Raw genomic sequence first — 26,800 nt, 5'->3', positions numbered from 1 at the left:
GTTCCACCATCCCGTCGATTTCGATAGCCCAGGGTTCAGTCGTCAACGCACCCGCATATTTGGCTGGGTCATCTTTTCGCGTCCCAAATTCATAGAAATTATTATAGGATGTGATTTCTTCCCAAGTATTCGGCTCCAACCCTTCTTGAGCCGCGCCGGGCTTTGCCAAACCCGTTAATCCCAAACCTCCCAGCCCAGCGATTACCTGCCGTCGGTTCAGAAAAGCCGCCCGCGGTGTAACGTCGGCATGTGTAAGTTTGTTAGACCAGCGATGCGCCATTCAGGCCTCCTTGAACAACCCAATTACGACACGAGTTAATCCCCTCTTAGCACAGGGCAAAGACAACACTCATAACGATTGAGAGACGAGATTGTAACGTAAAGCCTATTTTTCGGGTCCAAATAAGGCTTCCGATTGCGTCAGAACGGAAAACCGGCTCCCAAAAGACACATAACTTGGTCGCTCTTATGCATGCCGTTCAAAACAACTGGCACGTTTATCGGGATCTCATTATTGAAAAAACACCTAAAGGTTGTATTCAGTAAATTTCGATGTTCTTGTCTCAAGCCATTCCTTTATCGTTTTCTATATTCTGGCGGCTTGTTATCGCACTGCCTTTCATGCTGATTGGGTTGGTGCTTTACGTAATTGTCGGCACGATTTTGGAGCTGCTGATAAGCATTCTATTCCCAACATCGGCAATTTTTCTGGCTTTTCTGATAATTGCTTCTGCAAGCGCCCTGCCAATTCTTCTCGGCGCCAGGTTTGGCCTTCAATCCATGAATGTGAAACCCAGTAATCGTATTCGGACATTGGTAATTCCCGCCGTCATTTACGGTGCTGTACAAAGCGCAGGCATGACATTGATTCTTGCGCTAATGCTTGCCATCCCATTATTGCTGACGTCTTCCGAAATCTTTCAACTTGATGCATTCAAGGATGTCGCGCTTAGGTTCTTGGAGCCTTCTTTGGCGATCCCTGCCGTTGCGGTTGTTGTAGCAGTTTTCCTGTCTGCTTGCTCGTTTCGCGCCAGCATGCTCGTGCCTATTGCATCCGCTTCAATCGGGAGAGACCCTGACAGTCTGACTTACACGCCTTTTCGACACTTCAGAGCCTCGTTCGGAGAACTTTTTGGGTTGACCGTTCTTAGCTATGTTGGGTCCACCACCCTTTACGCTATCCTGATCACATTGCTGTTTCTATCAGGAACTACCGAGACCTTATCGGCTGACGCAGTGGAAGTTCGAAATATGATCTATGGCACTGCGGCCGTACGGCCTGTCTGGTCTCTGATTGGTCTGTCGGTCGCTATCATGTTGATTGGCGTCTGGACGTATAGCCTGCAGTGCGCAGGAGGGGTTTTGGGATACCAGAAACTGCGCGAGGATTTGGCTATAGCGGCCTCAAAAGCGAATGCGCAACTTGATCGGGCCTCCACCCCACCACATCTAACCAAAACCGGCCCCAAAATGTCCCCTGAAGAATTGCGAGCTTTGCGCAAAAGCCGAGAGTTCCGCGATCATTAGCATGCAGTCATAAAAAAGACCCGCCTAATAGACGGGTCTCTTGATGCTAAGTGTTTCAAAATTAATGCACGACTGCATCATCGGGACGTGGGCGATCAGATGTACCCATCCTGTCACCGATAATTAGGCCTTCTGCTCCGGCTGTCACGGGAACGGTTTCTCCATCCTTGATCTCACCGGCCAGCAAAGCTTCTGCCAGCGGGTTCTGCAAGGCGCGCTGAATAACGCGTTTCAAAGGACGAGCACCAAAGACCGGATCATACCCTTCATTGGCCAGCCATTCCTTGGCACTATCATCCAAAGCCAGCTCGATCTTGCGGGCGGCCAGACGTTTCTGCAGGCGTGCCATCTGGATATCGACGATGCCATCCATATCAGCCCGCTTAAGTCGGTCAAAGATGATCGTTTCGTCCAGACGGTTCAGGAACTCCGGCCGGAAATGCGCCCGGACAGCATCCATCACGTCGCGCCTTGCCTGCGCACTGTCCGCGCCTTCGGGCAGCTGACTGAGTGCCTGAGACCCAAGGTTCGACGTCAGGATGATCAGCGTCTGCTTGAAGTCCACAGTGCGGCCTTGACCATCGGTAAGAACCCCATCGTCCAGAACCTGCAGAAGCACGTTGAACACATCCGGGTGCGCCTTTTCCACCTCATCAAACAGCACAACCTGATATGGCCTGCGCCGCACGGCTTCGGTCAGCACTCCGCCTTCGTCATAGCCGACATAGCCCGGAGGGGCCCCGATCAGGCGGGCGACGGCGTGCTTTTCCATGAACTCGGACATGTCGATTCGCACCATCGCGTTGTCGTCGTCGAATAGAAAGTTCGCTACAGCCTTGGTCAGTTCAGTTTTGCCCACGCCAGTCGGACCAAGGAACAGGAACGAACCCAGCGGGCGGTTCTCGTCGTTCAAACCAGCACGAGCGCGGCGCACGGCGTTGGCAACAGCAGTTACCGCCGCGTCCTGACCGATCACGCGGGAATGCAGATCATCTTCCATCCGCAGCAACTTCTCGCGCTCGCCTTCCAGCATTTTCGAGGTAGGGATACCTGTCCAGCGCTCGACCACCGAGGCGATCTGTTCAGGACGCACGGTTTCTTCGGCCATCATGGCGTTGCTTTCGGCATTCTCTGCCTCGGTCAGCTTTTTCTCAAGCTCGGGAATGACACCATAAGACAGCTCACCCGCCTTGGCGAGGTTGCCTTCACGCTTTGCAATCTCCAGATCTGCCCGCGCCTTTTCGAGCTGCTCTTTCAGATCACGGGCGCCCGCTAACTTATCGCGTTCAGCCTGCCACTGAGCTGTCATCTCCGCGGATTGTTCCTGCAGATCAGCCAGATCTTTTTGCAAAGTATCCAAACGATCCTTCGAAGCAGCGTCATCTTCTAGCTTCAGCGCCTCTTCCTCGATCTGCATCTGCAGAATCTGCCTATCCAGTTGGTCAAGTTCCTCTGGCTTGGAGTCAACCTCCATCCGCAGACGCGACGCTGCCTCATCAACAAGGTCGATGGCTTTGTCTGGCAAGAAGCGGTCCGTGATATAGCGATGGGACAGCGTCGCGGCCGAAACCAAAGCCGAGTCTGAAACGCGTACGCCGTGGTGCAGTTCGTATTTTTCCTTGATACCACGAAGAATGCTGATTGTGTCCTCGACGGTCGGTTCCTGTACCATTACGGGTTGGAACCGACGTGCGAGTGCCGCGTCTTTTTCAACGTATTTCCGATACTCATCCAGCGTGGTTGCGCCGATACAGTGCAACTCACCCCGAGCTAATGCGGGCTTAATCAGGTTGGCAGCATCCATCGCGCCGTCGGATTTCCCGGCACCAACCAACGTATGCATTTCGTCGATGAACAGGATGATCTCACCCGCGGCCTCGGTGACCTCGGTCAGAACTGCCTTTAGGCGTTCTTCGAACTCACCACGATATTTTGCGCCAGCGATCAACGCGCCCATGTCGAGCGCAAGCAACTTTTTTTCCTTAAGAGACTCAGGAACATCACCGTTGACGATGCGCAAGGCCATCCCTTCTGCGATCGCAGTTTTACCGACACCAGGTTCACCGATAAGAACCGGGTTGTTTTTGGTGCGGCGCGACAGAACCTGCATCGAGCGGCGAATTTCTTCGTCACGTCCGATGATTGGGTCGATCTTGCCTTCGGCTGCGGCTTCGGTCAGGTCGCGTGCATATTTCTTGAGGGCGTCATAGCCTTCTTCTGCCGACGCCGAGTCCGCGGTACGTCCCTTTCGAATATCGTTAATCGCCTCGTTCAGTTTCTGGGCGGATACGGCACCGGCTTCCAACGCGTCCTTCGCCTTGGACTTCACCATGCAAAGCGCCATCAAAACGCGTTCAACGGGCACAAAGCTGTCACCCGCTTTGGTGGCGATTTTCTCAGCCTCGTCCAACACTTTGGCGGTTTGCCCATCCATGTAAACCTGGCCTGCGTCACCACTGACCTGGGGGATCTTTGCCATAGCAGCGTCTAGCGCTTCAACCACCCGCGTGGGCGCCCCGCCTGCGCGTGTGATCAGATTGCTCGCCAGCCCCTGATCGTCATCCATCAATGCTTTCAAAATATGTTCGGGTGCCAATCTCTGGTGCCCCTCGCGCAGCGCTATTGTCTGCGCTGCTTGCACGAATCCCCGTGCCCGCTCGGTGAACTTATTCAAGTCCATTCCATTCTCCTTTTATCAAGCGCCCTGTTGGCTGCGCCCGCTTGGCGGCACGCGTCGATATGGGCCTCAAGTTCAATTTGGTAAATAACGGTAGGGAATCAAGACCTCTTTCGTCATTATCCCCGGATCGCTAAGTTGAGATGGAAACATGGGGCAAATACGAGCATATGATCTTTTGCAAATTAATGTCGCAGCGCTGCAGTGGCGGCACTGATCCAAAGATAGCATGAGCGTAACCGACAATCTTGGGGCGTGCATTGCCGATGACTGGTCCCCCGTCATTGGTGATCCCAGCGTGCTGGGATGGGTGACTGTCGCCGCCTATGGCCTCACAGCAGTGTTGTGTCTTGTGGCGAGCCCTCGACATCCTGAAGGTACTGTTCGCGTGTTTTGGGCAACGCTGGGCATTGTATTGTTTGCGTTAATGATAAACAAACAGCTAGATCTTCAATCTGCCTTGACGGCTGGTGGCCGATGCCTATCACAGATGCAAGGCTGGTACGAAGAACGGCGCGCTGTTCAGTTCATCTTTATTGTAGCCATTGTGTTGACCGGTTTTAACATCGCCATCTTTAGCCTTTGGGCGCTAAGACAGCATCTACGGGCCGTTGGCCTTGCCTTGATCGGTTTGATTATTCTGATTTGTTTTATCCTGATACGCGCGGCGGGATTCCATCATTTTGATGAGTTTTTGAACACTGAAATTCAATCCATTCGGATGAATTGGATTTTGGAACTGACGAGTATCGCCCTTATCGCCATCAACGCGATTGTGATTATCCGCCGAGGTCATTTGTACACCGGACCAAAGTACTGATCCAATCAGCGACGTGGCACCGTGTAGACAGTGTAGCCACCGGTTTCTGCCAACTGCCGCGCGTTGTACGCAGCCACCAGCGACTGCGCCGCTTCGCTACCCGAAGGGCAAGACACAAGATCAGCTGCATCATCCAGAAAATTTACGGTAAACGAGGTTTCCCCAGTCAGTTGGCATTGGTCGTCCGTCGACCGATAGCCGCGTACCAACATCAAGTCGTCTGAAGTTGGCTCAGGCGGGGCTGCGACGGCCTCATCGCTCGGTGCAGAGTCATCGCAGGCCGTCAAAGCAACAGCCGCCCCCAGAACCAATAGCTTTTTCATGTTATTTCTTTCTTTATTCCAATTTACATGTCTCGCAACATAACACAGACGCTAGTTCTGGACAGTTGTTCCTTTGATTGGTCACGCATGGACACGAGCGCCCGAAACAGCTAGGACGCAGACGTTTGCCAAATAGGAGCCCGAACGCAATGTCAGATGACCGCCTGATCGTAGCCCTTGATGTCCCGAATGCCCTGCAAGGGCTGGCTATGGCTGAACGCTTGGGCGACAGTGTATCATTCTACAAAATCGGACTGGGGATGCTGACAGGCGGCGGATTGGCATTGGCCAACGAACTGAAGCAGGATCATGGCAAGCGTATCTTTCTGGACATGAAGCTGTTCGACATCGGCAACACAGTCGAAACCGCAGTACGCGGGTTGGCACAGTTTGATTTGGACTTCCTTACCGTTCACGGCGACCCTCATGTTGTCCGTGCTGCAAAGGAAGGCACCTCGGGAAAAGATTTGAAGATCCTCGCCGTCACAATCCTGACTTCACTGAACCGCGAAGATCTGGATGCCAGTCTGATCAAACCAGGCGACGTGCGAGAGCTTGTCGTTGAACGGGCGGCGAAAGCGTTAGAGGCCGGCGCCGATGGCGTAATTGCCAGCCCACAAGAGGCCGCCCTGATCCGAGCACTGCCTCAGGCCAAAAATCGCTTGATCGTTACGCCCGGCGTAAGACCCGCCGGAACATCACTTGGAGATCAGAAACGCGTGGCCACTCCTGCAACTGCGATTAGTGATGGCGCTGATCACATCGTTATAGGCCGTCCGATCTATCAGGCAGAGGACCCAAAATCTGCGGCCGAAGCGGTTCTGAACGAGTTAAATTCCTTGACACGGCACTGAACTGTCCAGGGATTCGGGCTGAAATAACCTCAGGTTTCGATTGCAACGGCTTGACCTTACGTCAATATTCATTGGTTCTGTACCAAATCGTCTCTGTGCCTGAAAACACACATTCAAAAAGCGAGTTTATTGCCGCGCGCCTTCGTTCTATCGAAAACAAGTCTTATCGGCGAATTTAGGGGTGAGACACTCCCCCAACGAACCAGTTCTTCCTGAGGTTCGTTACCTCCCCCCGCAAAGTCGCGGGGGGTCTTCTTTCACAAAGAGTAACTCAAACGATGGCCCTTTGATCGTCCGGAAACGGTGCTATAAGAAACGCCCTGCCCATTCGTGGACCGCGTGGGGACTTTTATGCCCGGAATTTGCCGAGATTGCCTGACTTTACTAGCTGAGGAACGCCGTTGCCCTTCCTGCGGCAGCCCTCGCGTCAAAACTCATCCCGAGCTATTTGACTTATCCATTGCGCATATGGATTGCGATGCTTTTTATGCCTCGGTCGAGAAACGAGACAACCCGGAGCTGGCAGACAAACCGGTTATTATCGGGGGCGGAAAACGCGGAGTGGTGTCGACCGCATGCTATGTGGCTCGGATTCGGGGTGTGCGTTCTGCTATGCCCATGTTCAAAGCGCTTCAAGTTTGCCCAGATGCAGTGGTCATAAAACCGCGAATGTCAGCCTATGCCGAAGTTTCCCGCGAAATCCGCAAGATGATGGATGAGTTGACACCGATCGTCGAGCCGCTGTCTCTGGACGAGGCGTTTCTAGACCTTTCCGGTACAGAGCGCCTGCACGGGGCGCCGCCAGCGGTGATGTTGGCACGACTTGTTAAACGCATGAAAGAAGAGCTCGGAGTAACCGGATCTATTGGCCTGTCACATAACAAGTTCTTGGCAAAGGTCGCGTCTGATCTGGACAAACCCCGGGGGTTCTCAATTATTGGCAAGGCTGAAACGGCTGATTTCTTACACGATAAGCCCGTGCGCTTGATTTGGGGCATAGGTCCGGCGGCGCAAGAGTCGTTGGATCGTGCGGGAATTCGCACCTTTTCCGACCTTTTGCGTTGGGATCAGGAAGCGTTAACAGCTCGGTTTGGGTCCATGGGATACCGTTTATGGCATTTGGCTCGCGGTCAAGATAAGCGCCGTGTCTCGGCCCACGAACCAATGAAATCCATCAGTAATGAGACGACGTTTTTTGAAGACACGGCCAGTATCGAAATCTTGGACGGTCATATATGGCGTATGTCTGAAAAGGTTGCTGACAGGGCTAAGGCCAAAGGATTGGCAGGGCGTGTGGTGACATTGAAACTAAAGCAAGCAAACCACAAGCTGATAACGCGGCGTGTTTCACTGCGCGATCCAACGCAAATTGCAGATCGCATTTATCGAACTGCGCGCGGCTTGTTTGATCAAGTTGGTGACCAAGGCCCGTATCGTTTATTGGGTTGTGGCCTTTCTGATCTGTGCCCTGAGGATCAGGCAGACATTTCAGGCGATTTGCTTGACCCTGGCGCGGCCCGCAGATCGCAGGCCGAACGAGCAACCGATGAAATCCGAAAAAGGTTCGGCACTGATGCTATTGTAAAAGGCCGCGCGTTGCGTTGAAAATTATTCTGCGGCCAACCGCGCAGGTTCTGAACCGATACCGGCAATTTCAGAAATTACTAAATCCATTAAAGTTCGGAACGCGTGAAAGTTTTGGTTAGGCTCGATCCGTTCCTCATCCATGTACAATGAACGATCAATTTCGACCTGAATCGCGTGCTGGTGTCGCCCCGGGCGCCCGTAGGTCTGAGTCACATAGGCTCCGGCAAAAGGTGTGTTTCGCGCAACATTCAATCCGGCGGACGCAAAAGCGGACTCGATCTGGTCCACGATTGTCCCCGACGCCGAGGCTCCAAACCGATCCCCCAGAACAATCTCGGGTCGTTTGGACTGCCCTGTACCTGAAATTGCTACGGCTTCATGCGGCATTGAATGACAGTCGATAAGTATGGCTTGCCCAAATATTTGATGCGCCTCTGATAGCAGAGATTTGAGACACGCATGATACGGTCGCCAATAATTATCGATGCGCAAACGCGCCTCATCCATAGTGATTTTTCCATTGTAAATCACACGACCGTTGGCCACCACGCGGGGAATCACGCCCAGACCCGATGCGACCCGGGGATTGTGCCCCTGCCTCCGGGCCCCTTGTATCAAAGCCGGGTCCAGCTCGTCCGCATTTCTGTTCAAATCCAGATAAGCGCGTGGCATTGCAGCCGTAAGAAACGGTGCGCCATGCCGGGGGGCGCTGTCGAACAGTTGATCAACAAACGCATCTTCTGACGATCGAATCGTTTTATAATTCAGAACCGAGCGGTCCAGAAACGCCGCAGGATAGTCCCGACCACTATGCGGGGATGCAAAAACTGCGCATGAACTCAGTTTCTCCGGCATAACCAAATTGTAAGCTTCGGTCGGCATAGTCTCTCCTTCTTCGCGTTGAACATAGACCGGAAAATAGTTCTTCCAAACCCCTTGATCCCCCTAACGACTCCTTTTATAGACCCCGCTACCGGCGCGGGGTTCCGCGCCCCATTTCGTTATGGGGCAGTCTCGCTATGGTTCGTGGGCGGTTAGCTCAGCGGTAGAGCACTTCGTTGACATCGAAGGGGTCACAAGTTCGATCCTTGTACCGCCCACCATTGTGTTCACTGTTTCGGGTCTGACTCGGGACACCCGCTAACCCAGGCGCTGGCCACGTCCTTGATGAAGGCGCCGCAGATTGGAGACAGGCCATGAAGGTCAAGAACTCGCTCCGCTCGCTCAAGAATCGGCACCGTGACTGCCGGGTTGTGCGTCGCAAAGGCCGCGTCTACGTGATCAACAAGACGCAGCGTAAGTTCAAAGCGCGCCAAGGCTGAGAACAAATCACAGAACAAAAAACCGCGCATCCAAGCGCGGTTTTTTTGTTCTGGCCAACGAACATCGAGGATCTGGTTACGCAGTCTTCCTTGAACGATTGGCTGCCGTTTCAAAATGAATTCAGACCATCCATCCAAATAAATATCCTGCTGCGACAGAGCCCAGTACCGCAAGCAGTAGGTATAAAAGAAACGGTTTCAACTTTAGCACAGGGGCGATAGCCATTGCGCCCCAGATACTCACGACACCACCTGAGATCAAAAAGGCCATTGCCGCGCCTTCGGACATCCCGTTTTCAATCAATCCACGCGTGAGCGGCAAAGCCGCATATCCATCGATATAAGCTGGCGCGCCGACAAACACTGCGGCAGGTACAGCCCACCATTGATCCTCTCCGACGTAAGCAGCTAAAACTCCGGGGGTTAAAGCGGCGTTCAATGCATACTCGGCGGCGAATGCCGGAACTAAGCAGATCAGGATAAGTCGGGATGTGGCCCAGAATTGAGCGGCGAAGGACCGTCGACGCGCTTCGGTATTCCAGATCCAGGGGTCGAAAGTTCTATCGTCGCCACATCTGCCGACGCTAAGTTGGCGCGCCAAACCATTATCCCGTAAAGCATTCAGCGCCCAAGACGTCTGGGCGAACAATCCGGTCACTGCACCACCGAATAAACCCAACCCAAAAGCAGCCACTGTTTTGCCGACAGCAAAACTAAAGCCAAGGGTTGCGGCTGTCGTTGCAAGCATGGCTGGATCAGTGATCGGAGATGACAACCAAAACGCCATGATTGGTGCAAGCGGAACACCTGCAGCTAACAACCCGGCCATAAGCGGCAAGACGGTAACACCACAAACCGGCGTGATAGCTCCGATAAACGAAGCTGCAACAACTGTCTTCAGGGTTCTTCCCTCGAAAGCGCCTGCAATGTGCGTATCCGCGCCGCTGGCAATGATCCAAGCCGCAACGAATATGCCAGGAATGACGATTGGGGCGACTGCTAGCAATCCCCAGATTACGAACTTGACGACGCTCACGGCATGTTCGGGCCAAGCAAAACCAGCGCCAATCGTCGCCAATAGGCACAAGCTCCATATCAAAAATTTCCTGCCTGATCGTTGGCTGATAACTGTCTGATCGGTCATGGGATACTCCTCTGACCTTGAAACCTAGTGGTTGATCTGACATTGGTAAAACAAATAGTATAAATCTCTCCTATAGGAATTTCGAATGCAAAACTTGGACAGCGATCTGCTTCGCACCTTCATTGCAGTGGCAGAGTCTGGCAGCGTTACAGAGGGCGCGGTGCGGATTCACAGATCCCAATCCGCCACTTCTCTTCAGGTCAAGCGGCTCGAAACCATTCTCGGGCAACCTGTTTTTGAAAGACATGGTCGCGGTATTGTTCTAAGCGACACGGGCCATCGATTGTTACCCGTTGCCCAGGAAGTAACTGCGCGTCTGGACGCAGCCTTGCAGGACATGTCCCAAAATACCATTGCAGGCAAATTGCGACTGGCGATCCCCGATGACCATGGCAGAGCAAAACTTTCGGAGATCATCGCCGCGTTCAGCCGCTTACACCCAAGGGTCGAGTTAGAGGTGACCTGTGCCTTAAGTACTGGTTTCCCAGAGGCACTTGAAAAGGGATTGTTCGACCTCGCGATTTATGAAGTGGAACAGCCGGGTAACCACGAAGAGATTCTTTTTGAAGATCCTACATGCTGGGTGGCGTCAGCAGCCCGCGATTTCCAAACCGAAGAAAACTTGCCGGTTGCCTTGTTTGACCACGCCTGTTGGTGGCGCGACTCAGCTATCAACTCTCTGAACAGCCGGGGAAAGCCCTACCGCGTTGTATATTCCAGCCAAAGTGTGTCGGGTGTCATTGCTGCAGTGGAAGCTGGAATTGCAGTTGGGATGCTGGGTCGGTCATCGCTTCACTCGGGCCTGTCGGTTGTGAACAACAAGTTAGGCCTTCCAACTACGCCCGGCTCCAAGTTGGTGATGGCCGGGCTGGACTTACAAGAAACCGAAACTCGGGAAGCTATGAGAGCCGCTATTCGCTCCGCATTTAGGGTTATGGCTTAAAGTTCCCGATGCTTGTATGGCCCTCGGCGCATGGTTAGCCGAGGGCGTTTCTGATTTCTCAGCTCATGCTTGAGGTGGTAGATTTCTTCCGCCAAGCCGCAAAAATAGGCTTGGGTCTTTGACTTAGTATTTTTGTCAGAATTACTTGCATCCCACCCAGAATCGTTTAATTGACTAAATCAGTCGGGTTATTGCCCGTGACACCTTTCAATATCGGGACAGATTATGCTGAAATCCTCAACCTGCGCCGCGGCAACTTTGGTGACTTTGATCGCTGCCTCAGCCTTTGCCGAGGGCGAATTAAACCTGTATTCGTCGCGCCACTACGACACCGATGAACGTCTCTACACAGACTTTGAAGAGGCCACAGGAGTCACTATCAACCGTATAGAAGGCAAGGCAGATGAACTGATCGCCCGGATGGAGGCCGAAGGAGCAAACTCGCCTGCTGATATATTGTTGACTGTGGACACATCACGGTTGGAACGGGCCAAGAATGCTGGCGTTCTACAATCCGTTGAAAGTTCGGTTCTGGAAGACCGCATCCCTGCAAATCTACAGGACAACGACAACCAGTGGTTCGGATTTTCTCAACGCGGCCGTATCATTTTCTTTGACAAAGAAAACGTGTCGAACCCCCCGACCACATATGCCGATCTGGCGAAACCGGAATACAAGGGGCTGGTCTGCATTAGGTCCTCCAGCAACACGTACAACCAGACGCTGCTTGCTTCGATAATTACGCATGAAGGACAAGAGGCTGCAAAATCCTGGGCCGAAGGCATTGTTGCCAACATGGCACGTAAACCGCAAGGCGGAGACACCGATCAGTTGCGTGGCATAGTCTCGGGCGAATGCGAAATTGCAGTGTCGAATACTTACTACTTCGCGCGCGCGATCCGCAAAGACGTTAAGGGGCTATCAGCTGATCGCGATATGATCGGCTTCGTGTTTCCAAATCAGGACAGCTATGGCGCGCACATGAATTTGTCCGGCGCAGGTGTGGCTGCAAATGCTCCGAATAAAGATAATGCGGTCCTTTTTCTGGAATACCTCGCAAGTGATCAGGCACAGCAATACTTTTCGGCTGGGAATGATGAATTTCCGGCCGTCGCGAGCGTTGAACTTGCGGACTCAGTCAAACAAATGGGCGAGTTCAAAGCTGATGAAGTAAGCTTGTCAGATGTTGCAAAGAACATCCCCGAAGCTCAGAAGATTTTCAACGAAGTTGGTTGGAAATGAACCAAAGGTAGTTATCAGTACCATTAGGGTGCAGTTTTCTGCACCCTTTTTTTGTTGTATATTTATTATTTTTAATCAATAATCTCGAATGCGAACATGATTCCCATTTTTGAGATATGCAAGATTCACTTTCTAATAGATTGGCCTCACGGCTTGGCGAATTACGCAAATCACGTGGCTGGTCACTCGAGCAACTCGCCGCACTTAGCGATATCAGCCGAGCTACATTGTCGCGCATGGAAAAGGGCGACGTCAGTCCGACCGCTGAAACTCTGGGAAGACTGTGCGCAGTATTTGAACTGCCAATGTCCCGATTGCTAATGATGGTTGAAGACAGCTTTGCCCCGCGCGTGCCTTTTGACAAGCAGCCTGAATGGCGAGACCCCGAGACGGGGTTCACCCGCAAGTCGGTTTCACCGCCAGCAACTGGGCTAACCGGCGAGGTTCTGGAATGTCACTTACCGCCCGAAACGGTTATTGCTTACGATGCACCTCCGAAACCAGGGCAAGAGCACCATCTGATAGTTCTGGATGGATTCTTGATTTTGAATGTTGATGGCATCGCCCATGAACTCGGTGCCGGAGATTGTCTGCGCTACCACCTGTCCGGTCCAACGAAGTTTGAAACAAACGCCTCCAGAGGCGCTAGATACATGATGGTATTGATATGATTACACAGCTCTTTGAAAAGTCTTTCGACGCCGCGTTGGATGATCTGACTGAAATTCTGCACGGGTGTGTTCATACCGGAGCAAGCATTGGGTTCGTTCTACCGTTTTCACAGGATGACGCCAGAACATATTGGGAAGCCACTGTTCGACCTGGCCTAGTGAGAAAATCGCTGGATCTTTTTGTTGCCTATGATAGCGGCGGAATCGTCGGCACGGTACAGTTGATCCCGGCCGGAATGCCTAATCAAACACACCGCGCAGATGTGGCCAAATTGTTGGTGAATCCCAACGCAAGACGTAGAGGAGTGGGGCGGTCATTAATGACGGCACTGATAAAGCGAGCATCCGAATTGAAAAGAACCCTGTTGGTTCTCGACACGCGCAGTTCAGATCCTTCGCGCATGCTTTACCAGACCATGGGATTCGAAATCGCCGGAGAAGTGCCGGATTATTGCCGAAATCCATTTGACGACAGGCTGGAACCAACAACTTTTATGTACAAGCGACTGGATTAATGCAGATCGTCGCCTTTCCGATAGAGTTTCTCACCCAGCCTCTCAAACATCGATGTCCAAGGCCAGCGCATGAATGCGCGGAACCACGTCCCCGAGCGCGGCGTGTACGGCTCGATGACGGGCGACACGTGATTGACCTTGAAACGCCTCAGAGCGAATGCGGACATTGAAATGGCTCTCGCCACCTTCTCGAAACCCTGCGTGGCCTCTGTGGCTTTCACTGTCATCGATCACATCCAGCTCGCTTGGGTCAAAAGTCGCCTGTAAGCGAGCGCGAATTTCGTCAGTAATGCTCATTTTTTTGCTTGGCAGCAAAAAATTTTGCCGCTTCCCTCTTCTACTCTCTGGCCCTTACGTTAAACTGCTGCCTCCGAGTCGAAAAGACGCGTTCTCAGGAGCAGGCCAATGGAAAAATCAGACCCGTTTGGATTCGATATGTCCGTATCCAGCGCTAAGAAAAAGAAACCGCGCGGGCGTCGGGGCATGTCGGGTGCGTCCGAGACTTCAACCCGAATCTGCGATCACGAGGGATGCGAAGAGGCGGGAAAGTTTCGTGCACCCAAGGCGCCGGATGTTCTGGATGATTTCTATTGGTTCTGCCAACAGCATGTGCGTGAATATAACCAAAAGTGGAACTTCTTTGACGGCACAACCGAGGCTGAGTTGAATGCTCAGCGATCAAAGGACAAAGTGTGGGAGCGCGAAACCAAGCCAATGGGAGACCCCGAAGCACGCGCTTGGGCCCGGTTGGGCATTGAAGACCCGCATCAGGTTTTAGGTGCAAATGCGACAAAAAATCCTGGGCGTACCGCCGGTGGAGGCGGCCGCCGGCTGCCCCCAACCGAACGCCGTGCAATAGAGATACTGGACGCAAACGACAGCTGGACCAAAGCCGAAGTCCGCAAAGCCTATAAAAAGCTAATCAAAGTTCTGCATCCAGATATGAACGGCGGCGATCGATCGCAGGAAGAACAATTACAAGAAGTTGTTTGGGCTTGGGATCAAATTAAGGACAGCCGCAACTTTAAGTAATCTGCTTTAGTGAGGGAGCATGCCTTGAAGGGCTATAACCTCCGGGCGCTTGAGACAGCGTAGCCGAGTACGTTGCGCACCAGTCTCTTGCCCAATTAGCTCTGGAAACAGCGCTCGTAATTCTTCGATGTCACAACGGTCAAAAGAATTTAAGGCCCTGCCACCTAAAAACAGACTCTCACTCTTTAAACCATGAGATCTTAATATCGCGTGCCGCGGGCATGCGATATGATAGTATTCCACCGGTGCAGCCGGCTGCACCTGCCGGATCGTATTGTCATTGACCAAATGAACCGCGGCTGAAAAAACCATCGGCTCACCAAACAAAAGTTCGGCCCGCCAGCCATCCAGCACGATCCTGTGCTGTGGCGATACAAATAAATCCCTGTTAGGAAGTCCTGGTCCGAGCGCATCACGCCGAATGTGAACAGGCCTGAATTTCGGATTTGCGCGTAGAACATCTGCGTTAAGGGTTTTCTTCCCGACCCAAACAATCGGCAAAGTTTCATCGTTTGAAACGCAGACCCTGTCACCAACGACCAAATCTTCGACCGCACGTGGGCCTGACTCCGTCTCGATCAAAGTTCCTGCTACAAAACAGGGTGGGTCCGTTGGATCAAGTTCAGTTTCACCAATTTGCCAGTTACCCGTGGTCATTGGGCCTGTGGGATTGTCAGTATCCCAAGCATAGATTTGACCACCTACCTGAATGAATTCACCGGATTCGCCTGATCCGCGGTAGTTGCCTTGCCCCAAATACGTATAAGGCTGGAAAGTTACGCCCCCATCAAACGACACAGTCAGACCGGAGATAATCGCGGGCGTAGTCGAGCCTTGTACAACCAGATCTCCGCCACCAGTGGTGTTCACAGTATGTAGCGTTGCGTCAAACGGCATCAGCTAACCCTTTTAGCATTCAGCAAAATTAAGCTGATAAACCCAGCGTAAGACTGGGTTGAGACACCGCTCATGACTTTGGCTTTCATGTACTCTTCACCCAGATTCTTTGCAAAATGCCTGCACCAACACCTTACGCGATAGGGTGCGCAATTCTATAAGATATATTATTTTATGAATTTTAATTCTCGTTGAAGAAAAACCATTCGATTGGAATTCTTGACTGCCTTTCATGTTACAAAAAAGCGACATGGCAAACTTCATGAGTCGATCAGAAGACCCCGTCGGTTTGCCTGCAACTCCATCACTTATCTGTTCCCATTCATTGAAAAATCGGACCGCCGGCTAAGGTTGGCGCAATATTTCAAGCGCGATAAGAGCTTTCAGAATAGGTGTTGTTGAGGTGGACACACTTCAAAGCATCACCTCGGCCGGTGGCTTTTTTCGGACGTCAGATATATCCTAAACAGTTACTTTTCCGAAGTAATTTTCCGCTTGGCAAGTTGCTTTGACGCGAACGTGGCGGTTTTCATTGGCCACACCAATTCCAAAGTACCACCAGAGGATTCAACGCCTCACTACAACAAACCTGCTTTTCCGTTCACGACTAAACTGCGGTATCTCTTGGCTGTTCAGCCATCAGAGTAATTTTCTAATTGGAAAATCCAAAACCGTTCTGATCACCGGATGATATTGCAGAAACACCCATAGACTTTCTTCGCTGCATCAGAATGCTGCGGGTCCCACGATGTTCTTTTGCCTCTATCTCATCAAAATTATCGCTCAAGTATTGCAGAAACACTGGGTTAGGCTTTCTGTGCGCGCTTATGTACCAAAACCGTTCAACATCCATTTCACTGAGCAATTGCTTGACGTTTTGAACGTCTCCAGCAGATCCGAATGGCCCAACCAACTTTTCTGCCAAATCACATTCATCGTCGTAGTATTCCAGATAGCGTGCCTCCAACGCATAAAAAAGCACTGGCTCTCTTTTGTATCTTTCACAAACAAATTCAATGGCTTCTCTAAATTGCGTCTTTTTTGTCTTGCTGTAATACCTACCTTTGAATCCGACGCTGTAGAATGCTGAAAGCAGAACCAAAACAGATAGGACAGTGGTGACTGATCGTTTGGGAAGCGACCAAATGGAAGCTGCAACCATTAAATAGATTGGTGGAACGACTATTATCAGATTTCGCTTATGCCAGACTGGCGTTATCAAATGAGAAATCACCAACGCCATAAGAAATGGTAAAACAAACCAAAGCACTAGGAGTAAGTCCCGGTAATTCGCTACAAATCCAGAAACTTCTGGACCTTCTGGTGTTTTCTGCGTCCACAACAATACTGGAAAAGACAGAATTGCCAGTACAGGTATCACAGAGAAAGCATTTGTCCGATCAAAGGCAAATTTCATAAAATCTTGCAATGCCGCCCAGGAATTCGGCGCGGCAAGATGCGACATTTCCTTGCCGCTATGCGATAGCATTACTGGAACCCAGGGAGCGAAAGATATCAAAACCACCAGCGATAAAGCAAAAGCAGAAAGTTGTAACTCTCTGTGTCTCCATCCGATAAAAAAGGCTCCTAAAACCTGTATACCAACAAGTAAAACGCCAAAGTAATGCAGGTAGACCATTGCAACGGACCACACGGCGAGACATACAACATCGTATGGCCGTACTTTTTGACCGCAGTAGCGTGTTTCAAAAAATACTTTCACCCAGTAATAGCTTGTCGCAATCGCGCCTAGCATCAAAAGGCTGTAGGCCCGGCCTTCTTGTGAGTAGTATATCGGGGTCCATGAAACTGCGAGCAATAATGCCGAAAGCCCGGCGACCTGTGGTGTGTAAAGGCGCCGACCCAACAATAGCAAAAACGCTACGGCCCACACACCAGCAATTGCAGCTGGCAACCGTAACGCGATCTCGGTGTCGCCAGCAAGTTTGATCCAAAAATAAAGAAAAACTTGATAAACCGGAGGGTGGACGTCTCTTTTTGTCAACTCAATAACTTGGCCCAAGGAGTCAACTTTACTGAACGCCCAGCTGGCAAGCTCATCATTCCACAAGCTTTCACTTCCCAAATGAAAAAGCCTCAGCGAGGTCGCAACAATAATCAATGCGCACCAAAAAAGAGCGTTGGAGTCGAAAGAAATCCTTTGTAAGGCCGCTTTTGTTGAACGCATAGAGTACACAGAAAATTTCCGTTTAAGTTGCATTACGGCAAAGAAAGCAATTTTAACAGGTGTTCAAGAGCAATCGACCCAAACGACGTAACTCGTGGATCAGGTCAGCTTACAGTCACTATGTCGAATGCGCCGCTTTCCCTTGCCCTTCCCCGCAATATGTTGCACCACACACAGGTTCAAACTCCCTGAACGGGCCAAAGGATAAGGACTAGGCGCATGGCTGACGGATCGATCGACATCAACGCAAAACCGACCGAAGATATCTCGGTCCGTGAGGTGTTTGGTATTGACAGCGATATGACTGTCAAAGGTTTCGCAGAAGCAAGCGACCGCGTGCCCGTCATTGACCATACCTATAAATTCGATCCTGAAACCACATTGGCGATTCTGGCTGGCTTTGCGCACAATCGCAGGGTGATGATCCAAGGTTACCATGGCACTGGTAAGTCGACCCACATTGAACAAGTGGCCGCGCGTTTGAACTGGCCTGCAGTTCGTGTGAACCTGGACAGTCATATCAGCCGTATCGACCTAATCGGTAAAGACGCGATCAAGCTACGCGATGGCAAACAGGTCACTGAATTCCATGAAGGTATTCTGCCTTGGGCTTTGCGCAATCCAGTGGCGATTGTCTTTGATGAATACGATGCAGGGCGCGCCGATGTAATGTTCGTGATCCAGCGCGTGTTGGAGCATGATGGGAAGCTAACCCTTCTTGATCAGAATGAAATCATTACGCCGAACCCGAACTTCCGCCTGTTCGCCACAGCAAACACGGTGGGCTTGGGCGACACCACCGGCCTGTATCACGGCACACAGCAAATCAACCAAGCTCAGATGGACCGTTGGTCGTTGGTCTCGACCTTGAACTATCTCAGTCACGACGCCGAGACGATGATCGTGCTTTCCAAAGCACCAAACTATAATACCGAAAAGGGCCGAAAAACTGTTAGCCAGATGGTGACCGTCGCTGATTTGACGCGAACCGCTTTCATGAACGGAGACCTGTCTACGGTTATGAGCCCCCGTACGGTCATTAATTGGGCGCAAAACGCCGAAATCTTTCGCAACGTGGGCTACGCCTTCCGTCTGTCCTTTCTGAACAAATGTGACGAACTGGAACGCCAAACCGTGGCAGAGTTCTATCAGCGATGCTTTGATGAAGAGCTGCCGGAAAGCGCGGCCAGCGCGAGCTTGGGGTAACAGGAGGCCGCCGTGCATATTGGCTTAATCGGCGGAATTGGAGTTGCAGCGACAGTAGTGTACTATCAACGGCTGAGTACTGCGGTGGCTTCGCGAGGTCGATCACTGGATTTGACCATTGTGCATGCGGACGTTCAAGAATTGATCCGAAACAGTTTGGCTGATGAAAAAGTCAAACAGGCCAAAGTCTATTCGGAGCTAATAAACCGACTCAAGGCTGCAGGAGCTGACTGCGTTGCAATTACCTCGCTGGGAGGACATTTTTGCTATGATGAAACCGTCAAACGCTCATCGTTGCCGATGATCTCAGCCGTGAAACCTTTGGACGGTTACTTTGCCTCAAAGGGTTATGACACTGTGGGGCTTTTAGGTACTCGTGTCGTGATGCAGACCAAACTTTATGGCCAGCTCCAACAAACGCGTGCTTTGACTTTTGAAGACGAGATTGAGACTTTGGGACAGATCTATCAGGATATGGCTGTTGAGGGTCGCTGCTCAGATCAGAATCGCGAGCTGTTTTTGGACGCTGGTCGTCGAATGGTGGATGATCTCGGAGCTGATGCGATTGTATTAGCAGGAACAGATTTGAATCTCGCATTTGATGGTCAAAAACCCGGATATAAGGTGATTGATGCGCTTGATGTACATGTCGATGTACTAGCGCGTTTGGCGACCGACGAAACAACGTTGAAAGAAGCAGGGGCCGACATATGAGCAAACCGAACGACAACCCTGCCGATCCTTTCAAGAGAGCGTTGGCCGAAGCCACCAAGGTCATGGCCGATGATCCCGAGCTTTCGGTCACATATACGGTTGACCCGTCTGGTATGTCGGGCGAGTCGATGCGCCTGCCCCAGGTTAGCCGCCGAATGACGCGCGAAGAGGTGTTGTTGGCCAGAGGAACCGCCGACGCCCTTGCATTGCAGCGTAAGTACCACGACGACGCGACCCATGCTCGCTATGCGCCTCCGGGTGACATGGCCCGTGATTTGTACGAGGCAATGGAAGTTGCCAGGTGCGAGGCTATGGGCGCCCGCGATATGCCCGGTACGGCGTCGAATATCGACGTCAAAATCGGCAACGAAGCGATCCGTCGAGGTTATGACCAATGCAAGCAGCCTGCCGACGCACCACTGTCGGTTGCTGCGGGGTATCTGATCAGGCATCTCGCAACAGGGCGCGATTTGCCTCCTGCGGCAGAAAACATAATGAACCTGTGGCGCGGCTTTATCGAAGAACAAGCCGGCGGCACTTTGGACAACTTGCAGGACATTCTCTCGGATCAGACCGAATTCGCGAAGTTCGCACGGCAGATGATCAAAGATCTGGGTTATGGCGACCAATTGGGCGAAGACCCCGATGAATTGGATGACGAGCAGGAAGACCAGGCTGAAGATGATGCTGAAGAGCAACCTGATCCAGACAGCACCGGTCAAGATGATCAGGACGAACAAGACGCCGACGCAAATCCAGAACAGACGCAGGAAGAGCAGCAAGATCAGTCTCAGGCTCAGGTCTCGATGGATGAGATGGCCGAGGATGAAATGGGAGAGGAAGCCGAGATGCCCGACGGTGAAGCACCGTTGGAACCGCCTGCTCCACCACCGGCTTCCGAAGCTGATCCGGACTACAAGGTTTATTTGAATACCTATGACGAAGAAATCGCTGCTGAAGATTTGGCAGAACCTGCCGAGCTAGAGCGGTTAAGGGCTTATCTTGACCAACAGCTTGAGCCGCTTAAGGGAGCCGTCAGCCGGTTGGCGAACAAGTTGCAACGCCGCTTGCAGGCTCAGCAGAACCGCAGCTGGGAATTCGACCGCGAAGAAGGTATTCTGGACGCTGGCCGCCTAGCCCGTGTTGTTGCAAACCCGACCACGCCGCTAAGCTTCAAGGTCGAGAAAGATACCGAATTCCGCGATACTGTCGTCACGTTGCTTTTGGACAATTCGGGTTCGATGCGTGGCCGTCCGATCTCGATCGCTGCAATTTGCGCCGACGTTCTTGCGCGGACACTGGAACGGTGCAACGTAAAAGTTGAGATTTTGGGCTTTACCACACGCGCCTGGAAAGGTGGACAGGCGCGGGAAGCTTGGTTGAATGACGGCCGCCCACAACAGCCCGGACGTTTGAACGACCTCCGCCACATTATCTACAAAGGTGCTGATGCACCTTGGAGGCGGGCGCGACCCAACCTTGGCCTGATGATGAAGGAAGGCCTGCTAAAGGAAAACATCGACGGTGAGGCACTGGAATGGGCGCATCGGCGAATGCTGGCACGTCGTGAAGCACGGAAAATTCTGATGGTGATCTCTGATGGTGCCCCAGTTGATGACTCTACCCTCAGTGTCAACCCGGCAAATTATCTGGAGAAGCACCTGCGGGACGTGATCGCTATGGTGGAAAAACGCCAAATGGTGGAATTGCTGGCCATCGGCATCGGCCATGACGTGACGCGGTATTATGACCGCGCCGTCACGATCACCGATGTCGAACAACTTGCAGGGGCCATGACCGAACAGCTGGCTGCACTTTTCGACAGCGACCCGCGTGCTCGAGCACGTGTCATGGGGATGAAACGGGCGAGTTGAATCTTTCTTGTCTGTGACTTATTTTCCTTAGTTTTGCTGCCTTTTTAACTGGTTGCGCGACTACAGGCGAACGATCTGTTGGCACAAGAAAGAAAGATGACCGCGAGCTTACCTAACATGGGTCAGGCGCTTATATTTGGCAGTCAAATACGCCCAAATTTTGATGCATGTCAGTATCTCAATCTGGACTTTTTGCCGAGTACCCCTCAGTTTCCAACACATTAGATTTAAAGGAGACCCCCAATGTTTCAGTCATTTGCGGCGACCGCGCGACCTGACCAAGGCCCCCCACGGCTGGCTGCATTGCGGGACGAGATTTCGAATGAGGAGCTTGACGGTTTTCTGGTCCCACGCGCAGATGCCCATCAAGGCGAATACGTTGCGCCAAGGGACGAGCGTCTTGCGTGGTTAACAGGGTTCACCGGATCTGCTGGATTTTGTGCTGTTTTATCCAAGGTCGCCGGGGTTTTTGTCGACGGGCGCTATCGAACACAGGTCAAAGCGCAGGTAGCGGGCGATTTCACACCTGTGCCTTGGCCCGAGGTCAGCCTGAGTGCTTGGCTGAAACAACATTTACCTGATGGTGGTAAAGTAGGATTCGACCCGTGGCTGCACTCGGTCGGCCAAATCTCGGGCGCACAGAAAGAGCTGGATGGCACAGGCATTGAACTGGTTCGCTGCAGCAATTTGGTGGATCGCATCTGGAAGGGTCAGCCGGCGCCACCGATGCAGCCAGTTAAGTCTCATCCCATCGAGTTTGCTGGCGAAACCTCGGAAAGCAAAATTTCCCGGCTGGCATCAAGCCTTCAAAAAGCAGGGAATGTCGCGGCCATCATAACTCTGCCGGACTCGATTATGTGGCTGTTGAACATCCGTGGCGCAGACATTGCCTACAACCCTGTTGCGCATGGATTTGCTATTCTACGCGCAGACGGGCATGTCGATCTGTTTATGGCACCAAAAAAACTCAATAATCTCGACGGAGCATTGGCTCCCCGCATTCATCTTCACGAGCCGGACACTTTCCTTGATGCAGTTGGTTCACTGACGGGTAACGTGCAAGTTGATCCGGGAACAGTGCCTCAGATCGTTGGAGATATTCTGGGAGATCGGATGGTGGACGGCGGCGACCCATGCGTTCTTCCAAAGGCGCGAAAGAACGAAGCCGAGATCGAAGGAACGGCAGAAGCACACTTACGCGATGCTGCGGCAGTGGTCGAGTTGCTGTGCTGGCTGGACGCGCAACCGCCCGGCAGCATAACAGAGACACAGGTGGTCACCCGATTGGAGGAAAGTCGCCGCCGCGACAATGCTCTGCAAGACATCTCGTTCGACACGATTGCTGGCACGGGTCCGAACGGAGCTATCATGCACTACCGGGTAACTGAGGATACAGACAGTCGCCTCGAAGATGGTCACCTGTTAGTGCTCGACAGCGGTGGTCAATATCTCGACGGCACTACGGATATTACCCGCACAATCGCAATCGGCGACGTCGGTCACGAGGAGAAAACCTGTTTTACTCGCGTTCTGAAGGGCATGGTCGCAATGTCAATGTTACGCTGGCCCGTAGGGTTGGCAGGGCGGGATATCGAATGTATCGCACGGATGCCTCTTTGGCTCGCTGGTCAGGACTTTAACCACGGCGTAGGTCATGGCGTTGGAACTTACCTGAGTGTGCATGAGGGCCCGCAACGCCTGTCCCGGATCAGCCATGTGCCGTTGGAACCGGGAATGATCCTATCAAATGAACCGGGCTATTACCGCGAAGGCGCATTTGGCATTCGTCTTGAAAACCTGGTTGTTGTGGAAAAGGCTCCTACCCTGCCCGGAGGCGACGTTGAGCGTGCGATGCTGAACTGGCGCACCTTGACATACGTGCCAATCGACCGTCGTTTGATCGTTGCCGATATGTTGTCGGGCGATGAACGCGCGTGGCTCAATAATTATCACAGTGACGTAGCAAAAAAAATTCGCCCAAGGCTGGGAGGTGACGCACAACTGTGGTTGGATGCCGCAACCGCAACTATTTGACACAGAAGTGACACATATACTGGGCATGGAGAACCCCAGAAGAAACGAGGGAAGGAGCAGATATGGCCAAGCACATTACAATCCGCAAGGCACCGGGAAAGTGGAGCGTGCGTTCCGGTGGAGCAATACTGGGCGAAACAACCGACGCGCTAGAGCTGGTAGAGGGCGACAAGGAACCAGTGATTTATTTCCCTCGCGCTGACATAGCGATGGCATTCCTTGACCGAACAGACAAAGTGACCCACTGCCCAAGTAAGGGCGACGCAACGCATTTTTCGATTGTCAACAAATCCTCTGTGACCGAGAACGCGGTCTGGAGTTATGAGGACCCAATTGCAGCAGTTTCCAGCATAAAGGAATACCTTGCTTTCTATCCAATGGACTCGGTCAAAGTTGAACAGCTTTAACCTCGCTTAGACTGCCCCAAACGCGTCGTAATAAGCCCTCTAACCTGTGTTGGGTATTGCGAGGAAAATATCGTCCAGACACTGCAAATGAACAGGTCCAATCGATTGTGCAGTGAGTGCTGGCGTGCTACCAAAGGGCCAATCTGCGTAAGGCAAATTTCGTTGGCCTAATCATTGATTGTACGTCCCAACGAGTGTCTCTGCCGCGGCCACATAATGGGATTTAGTACTCGCCAGGGATCTTAATGAAGATTGGGCTGTTTTCATGCGCCAAGGACGAAGGTCCCTTCCTGCTGGAATGGGTTGCCTATCACAAACTCGTCGGATTTACAGACATTGTCATATACAGCAATGACTCGACCGATGGCACAACTGAACTGTTGGACGCCCTGGACGCAAGCGGAGCTGTATCCCACGTTCTTCAAAATCTGGCAGATGACCAGGTACCCCAAAACCAAGCCGCAGAACTAGGCTTTGACCACGAGGCTTTTGAACATGCTGATTGGCTCATGTGGTTGGATTCTGACGAATTTCTGTTCTGTGCAAACGCAGAAAACAGCGTGGTTGAACTGATCAAGAAAATCGAACCTATTGCTGCTGGCATGGCGGTGAATTGGCTGAATTTCGGCGACAGTGGCTTCGCGCAATGGTCTGAAGGTCTGATCACGCAAAAGTTCTTGCATCGTAGCGAAACGAACAGTAGCCGCACCTTCCGTTTTAAAACGTTGTTCAAGAAAACCGACAAAATTAGGGGGTTTGGGTTGCACCGCCCCTTCTTTACGTGGGGCTATGAGGAAAATGATGGAAAATTCATCAATGCTTCTGGCCATGGAATGCACGAACTTTTTTATCGCGCCGTCAGGCGTGGGCGACACAGGTTAGGAGACTCCCCGCCGGAACTGGTTGCCCACGATTGGGCGTCTGTGTGTCACTATGCTGTAAAAACAAAAGACTGTTTCGAACTCAAAAAAAAGAGAGGTCAGGGCACTAAGCCAATCGGCGCCGAAAATCGCTCATCCAGATTTCGCGACAAGTATTGGGACATATTCAACCGCAACGAAGTTTATGATCCGCGAATGCTGGAATACGGGGGAAAGTTGAAGGCTAAGATCAGCGACCTGTTAGCTGATGAGACAGTATACAAAGCTCATGAAAATTGCATCGAGCATTACCGCAAAAAACTGGCTCAATTGAAATCTGAAAAAGCGACGTCTGAAAACCGAACCGCTTGAGCTTGCACCAACCTTAGAATTGCATTGATAGTAGTGGGACGCCTCGAGTACGGAGTTTTCAGCAAAGTCGTCAAACCGATGCAGCGTCGGTTTGGATCTGTCGATCTTTTTGCAACTCATGAATATCCTTAACCGATGCAAGAAACGCGATAGGTGCGAAGTTAATGAAAGCAAAAAGAAAATGGACTGAATAGTGATGGCAAGACGGGTGGCCATCATCGCAAGTGGTATCTACAGCCCGCTCAGCAGTGTCGTCGAACTTGCCAGACGAGCGCGGGCTGAGGGTTATGACATAAAGGTGTTCGCCCCAAAATCTGCGGCTGAGCTATTGTCGCTGAACGGATTTAGTCATCACAAAATCCGCAGGCCAAAAATCCATACTCTCACACCCTTGCTATCACCACTTAACACGGCTGAAGCGGACAGTAATGCATTCCAAGATAGATTGAATGCAGCAGTTACCGAGCTTGGCGTCGGTGGTCTGAAAATTGCGCTTAGGCAGTTTAACCCTGACGCGATCTTTGTCGATTGCGAGATGCATGCGCATATTATTGTAGCCCTGTCGATGGGGTTGCCCGTTGTTCAATACAGCAACATGTTCTTGTCACCGCCCGGGCTACGCGCACCTCCCTTGCATAAAAGGTCTTATCCCGGATCGGGATTGAGGGGCAGCAGATTGGCCGTAATGTTGACATGGGCCCTATACCTTTCAAGCAAAAGAATACGGTTTTACCGAAATAAGCGATCTGATCTAGGCGCGGACCACCCAACAGCCCTAACCGAACTTGCCCGCAGGCAAGGTGTACCAATCAAGACGATCCGGCGCATCAACTGCTGGCAAATGCCTTGGACCTACAAAATTCCGACCGTGTTGTTGCTGCCCCAAGCTTTGGACCTGCCGACGCGACCATACGCAGAAATGGAATATTTAGGCCCGATGATCCTGACAAGCCGTCCAGAAGGCGTAAGCGCACATTCCGCAGTTGAACGTTTCTGCAACCCAAAAGGGCAAAGGAAGCGAATTTTCGTTGGCTTCGGCTCAATGATGAAGCCAGACAGCCATTTGGTACGGCATTTGATGGAAATCGCCCGCCGCCGAACGGAATGGATTTTCCTCGGCGCGGCAGGCAAAAAATGGGGAGACATACCCCTAGAGGACAAACCCGACAATATCGACTTTGTGCCTTGGGTGCCGCAAACCCAAATTCTAAGACACGCTGACCTTGCTATAATGCATGGCGGGACCGGCGGTCTGGTCGAAGCGGTTGATGCGGCCACGCCGATGCTAATTTTCCCGCATGTCAATGATCAGAAAGGCGGCGCCGCCAGAGTGATCTTTCACGGTATTGGACGGGCAGGCCGAACCACGGATCCTGTCAATCTGATTGAGAAGAACATCGACGAGCTGCTTCGAAGTGACCGCGTCCTAAAAAACTGCAGGGCGATGCAGGCAGCCTGCCGCGTCGAAAAAGACGGACAAGTTCTTGAACGTTACTTGCGGCGATTGACCGAAAAACAATGACGCACACAAACAGACAAGCCCTGAAAATCTGCTGACCAACGCTTCATATAGATAAATTATGATCCGTTA

At 52.0% G+C, this 26,800-nt stretch carries 25 protein-coding genes and 1 tRNA gene (1 of these 26 cut by a window edge); 18 read left to right on the top strand and 8 right to left on the bottom strand.

What is annotated here, in order from left to right; genetic code table 11:
• On the bottom strand, window positions 1–280 hold the beginning of the coding sequence (gene msrP, locus GOV45_RS09310; protein WP_170476734.1) for a protein-methionine-sulfoxide reductase catalytic subunit MsrP. Its footprint begins 623 nt before the window's first position; the window shows 280 of its 903 coding nt (coding positions 1–280); the start codon lies at window positions 278–280; its stop codon lies off the left edge, out of view.
• Window positions 281–552: 272 nt separating this feature from the next.
• Here msrP and GOV45_RS09305 point away from each other — a divergent pair, with 272 nt between their 5' ends.
• Window positions 553–1,527 carry a hypothetical protein gene (locus GOV45_RS09305; protein ID WP_170476732.1) on the top strand — a complete coding sequence of 325 codons (975 nt, stop codon included), beginning with the start codon at window positions 553–555 and terminating at the stop codon, window positions 1,525–1,527.
• 61 nt (window positions 1,528–1,588) lie between these two features.
• On the opposite strand, the gene clpB is transcribed toward GOV45_RS09305, so the two are convergent.
• Complete coding sequence (gene clpB / locus GOV45_RS09300) at window positions 1,589–4,207, bottom strand: ATP-dependent chaperone ClpB (protein WP_170476730.1); 2,619 nt, start codon at window positions 4,205–4,207, stop codon at window positions 1,589–1,591.
• A gap of 226 nt (window positions 4,208–4,433) precedes the next feature.
• On the opposite strand from clpB, the gene GOV45_RS09295 reads away from it, so the two are divergent.
• The gene (locus GOV45_RS09295; RefSeq protein WP_170476728.1) at window positions 4,434–5,024 is read left to right on the top strand and encodes an isopropylmalate isomerase; all 591 of its coding nucleotides are present in this window, start codon (window positions 4,434–4,436) and stop codon (window positions 5,022–5,024) included.
• A gap of 5 nt (window positions 5,025–5,029) precedes the next feature.
• Here GOV45_RS09295 and GOV45_RS09290 read toward each other — a convergent pair whose 3' ends face one another.
• Window positions 5,030–5,347, bottom strand: a complete 318-nt coding sequence (locus GOV45_RS09290; protein ID WP_170476726.1) for a hypothetical protein — start codon at window positions 5,345–5,347, stop codon at window positions 5,030–5,032.
• Window positions 5,348–5,496: 149 nt separating this feature from the next.
• Here GOV45_RS09290 and pyrF point away from each other — a divergent pair, with 149 nt between their 5' ends.
• Together pyrF and GOV45_RS09280 are read left to right on the top strand one after the other, a co-directional pair.
• Complete coding sequence (pyrF, locus tag GOV45_RS09285) at window positions 5,497–6,201, top strand: orotidine-5'-phosphate decarboxylase (protein WP_170476724.1); 705 nt, start codon at window positions 5,497–5,499, stop codon at window positions 6,199–6,201.
• Window positions 6,202–6,552: 351 nt separating this feature from the next.
• On the top strand, window positions 6,553–7,806 hold the full coding sequence (locus tag GOV45_RS09280) for a DNA polymerase IV (protein ID WP_170476721.1): 1,254 nt from the start codon (window positions 6,553–6,555) through the stop codon (window positions 7,804–7,806).
• 3 nt (window positions 7,807–7,809) lie between these two features.
• Here GOV45_RS09280 and GOV45_RS09275 read toward each other — a convergent pair whose 3' ends face one another.
• Window positions 7,810–8,670: an N-formylglutamate amidohydrolase gene (locus tag GOV45_RS09275; protein ID WP_170476719.1), complete on the bottom strand. Its 861-nt coding sequence runs from the start codon at window positions 8,668–8,670 to the stop codon at window positions 7,810–7,812.
• A gap of 146 nt (window positions 8,671–8,816) precedes the next feature.
• On the opposite strand from GOV45_RS09275, the gene GOV45_RS09270 reads away from it, so the two are divergent.
• Both GOV45_RS09270 and ykgO read left to right on the top strand, forming a co-directional pair.
• Window positions 8,817–8,891, top strand: a tRNA-Val gene (locus GOV45_RS09270).
• A gap of 93 nt (window positions 8,892–8,984) precedes the next feature.
• Window positions 8,985–9,110, top strand: coding sequence for a type B 50S ribosomal protein L36 (gene ykgO, locus GOV45_RS09265; RefSeq protein WP_005648635.1), 126 nt, complete (start codon window positions 8,985–8,987; stop codon window positions 9,108–9,110).
• A gap of 121 nt (window positions 9,111–9,231) precedes the next feature.
• On the opposite strand, the gene GOV45_RS09260 is transcribed toward ykgO, so the two are convergent.
• The gene (locus GOV45_RS09260; RefSeq protein ID WP_170476717.1) at window positions 9,232–10,254 is read right to left on the bottom strand and encodes a permease; all 1,023 of its coding nucleotides are present in this window, start codon (window positions 10,252–10,254) and stop codon (window positions 9,232–9,234) included.
• 85 nt (window positions 10,255–10,339) lie between these two features.
• Between GOV45_RS09260 and GOV45_RS09255 the strand changes: the two genes are divergently transcribed.
• The 4 genes from GOV45_RS09255 (at window position 10,340) to GOV45_RS09240 (ending at window position 13,625) form a co-directional block, all read left to right on the top strand.
• Window positions 10,340–11,197, top strand: coding sequence for a LysR substrate-binding domain-containing protein (locus tag GOV45_RS09255; protein WP_170476715.1), 858 nt, complete (start codon window positions 10,340–10,342; stop codon window positions 11,195–11,197).
• A gap of 225 nt (window positions 11,198–11,422) precedes the next feature.
• Entirely contained in the window at window positions 11,423–12,439 is a 1,017-nt protein-coding gene (locus tag GOV45_RS09250) for an extracellular solute-binding protein (protein WP_170476712.1), read from the top strand.
• 116 nt (window positions 12,440–12,555) lie between these two features.
• Entirely contained in the window at window positions 12,556–13,110 is a 555-nt protein-coding gene (locus GOV45_RS09245) for a helix-turn-helix domain-containing protein (protein WP_170476710.1), read from the top strand.
• The gene (locus GOV45_RS09240; protein ID WP_170476709.1) at window positions 13,107–13,625 is read left to right on the top strand and encodes a GNAT family N-acetyltransferase; all 519 of its coding nucleotides are present in this window, start codon (window positions 13,107–13,109) and stop codon (window positions 13,623–13,625) included. The genes GOV45_RS09245 and GOV45_RS09240 overlap by 4 nt, the downstream gene beginning before the upstream one ends.
• 42 nt (window positions 13,626–13,667) lie before the next feature.
• On the opposite strand, the gene GOV45_RS09235 is transcribed toward GOV45_RS09240, so the two are convergent.
• A complete protein-coding gene (locus GOV45_RS09235; RefSeq protein ID WP_170476707.1) occupies window positions 13,668–13,922 on the bottom strand; it encodes a BolA family protein in 255 nt (84 codons plus the stop codon).
• 108 nt (window positions 13,923–14,030) lie between these two features.
• Between GOV45_RS09235 and GOV45_RS09230 the strand changes: the two genes are divergently transcribed.
• Window positions 14,031–14,657 (top strand): J domain-containing protein, encoded by a 627-nt coding sequence (locus GOV45_RS09230; protein WP_170476705.1) that lies wholly within the window; start codon window positions 14,031–14,033, stop codon window positions 14,655–14,657.
• Window positions 14,658–14,663: 6 nt separating this feature from the next.
• Here the strand turns inward: GOV45_RS09230 and GOV45_RS09225 are convergent, their stop codons facing one another.
• Window positions 14,664–15,554, bottom strand: a complete 891-nt coding sequence (locus tag GOV45_RS09225) for a Hint domain-containing protein (RefSeq protein WP_170476703.1) — start codon at window positions 15,552–15,554, stop codon at window positions 14,664–14,666.
• 652 nt (window positions 15,555–16,206) lie between these two features.
• Window positions 16,207–17,742: a glycosyltransferase family 39 protein gene (locus GOV45_RS09220; protein ID WP_254447969.1), complete on the bottom strand. Its 1,536-nt coding sequence runs from the start codon at window positions 17,740–17,742 to the stop codon at window positions 16,207–16,209.
• Window positions 17,743–17,961: 219 nt separating this feature from the next.
• Between GOV45_RS09220 and cobS the strand changes: the two genes are divergently transcribed.
• The 7 genes from cobS (at window position 17,962) to GOV45_RS09185 (ending at window position 26,731) form a co-directional block, all read left to right on the top strand.
• On the top strand, window positions 17,962–18,948 hold the full coding sequence (gene cobS, locus GOV45_RS09215) for a cobaltochelatase subunit CobS (RefSeq protein ID WP_170476700.1): 987 nt from the start codon (window positions 17,962–17,964) through the stop codon (window positions 18,946–18,948).
• 12 nt (window positions 18,949–18,960) lie between these two features.
• Complete coding sequence (locus GOV45_RS09210) at window positions 18,961–19,662, top strand: aspartate/glutamate racemase family protein (RefSeq protein ID WP_170476698.1); 702 nt, start codon at window positions 18,961–18,963, stop codon at window positions 19,660–19,662.
• Window positions 19,659–21,536: a cobaltochelatase subunit CobT gene (cobT, locus tag GOV45_RS09205; protein ID WP_170476696.1), complete on the top strand. Its 1,878-nt coding sequence runs from the start codon at window positions 19,659–19,661 to the stop codon at window positions 21,534–21,536. Before GOV45_RS09210 ends, cobT begins: the two co-directional genes overlap by 4 nt.
• Before the next feature lie 243 nt (window positions 21,537–21,779).
• Window positions 21,780–23,570, top strand: a complete 1,791-nt coding sequence (locus GOV45_RS09200) for an aminopeptidase P family protein (RefSeq protein ID WP_170476694.1) — start codon at window positions 21,780–21,782, stop codon at window positions 23,568–23,570.
• 62 nt (window positions 23,571–23,632) lie between these two features.
• Complete coding sequence (locus tag GOV45_RS09195) at window positions 23,633–23,977, top strand: DUF427 domain-containing protein (protein ID WP_170476693.1); 345 nt, start codon at window positions 23,633–23,635, stop codon at window positions 23,975–23,977.
• 245 nt (window positions 23,978–24,222) lie between these two features.
• Window positions 24,223–25,209, top strand: coding sequence for a glycosyltransferase family 2 protein (locus tag GOV45_RS09190; RefSeq protein WP_170476691.1), 987 nt, complete (start codon window positions 24,223–24,225; stop codon window positions 25,207–25,209).
• A 196-nt stretch (window positions 25,210–25,405) separates the two neighbouring features.
• A complete protein-coding gene (locus GOV45_RS09185; protein WP_170476689.1) occupies window positions 25,406–26,731 on the top strand; it encodes a nucleotide disphospho-sugar-binding domain-containing protein in 1,326 nt (441 codons plus the stop codon).
• Window positions 26,732–26,800: the final 69 nt, after the last annotated feature.

The sequence above is a fragment of the Ruegeria arenilitoris genome, assembly GCF_013035425.1.
Classification (GTDB): domain Bacteria; phylum Pseudomonadota; class Alphaproteobacteria; order Rhodobacterales; family Rhodobacteraceae; genus Ruegeria; species Ruegeria arenilitoris_A.
The sequence above is the reverse complement of the archived record's forward strand: the minus strand, read 5'-3'. Positions and strand labels throughout refer to the sequence as shown.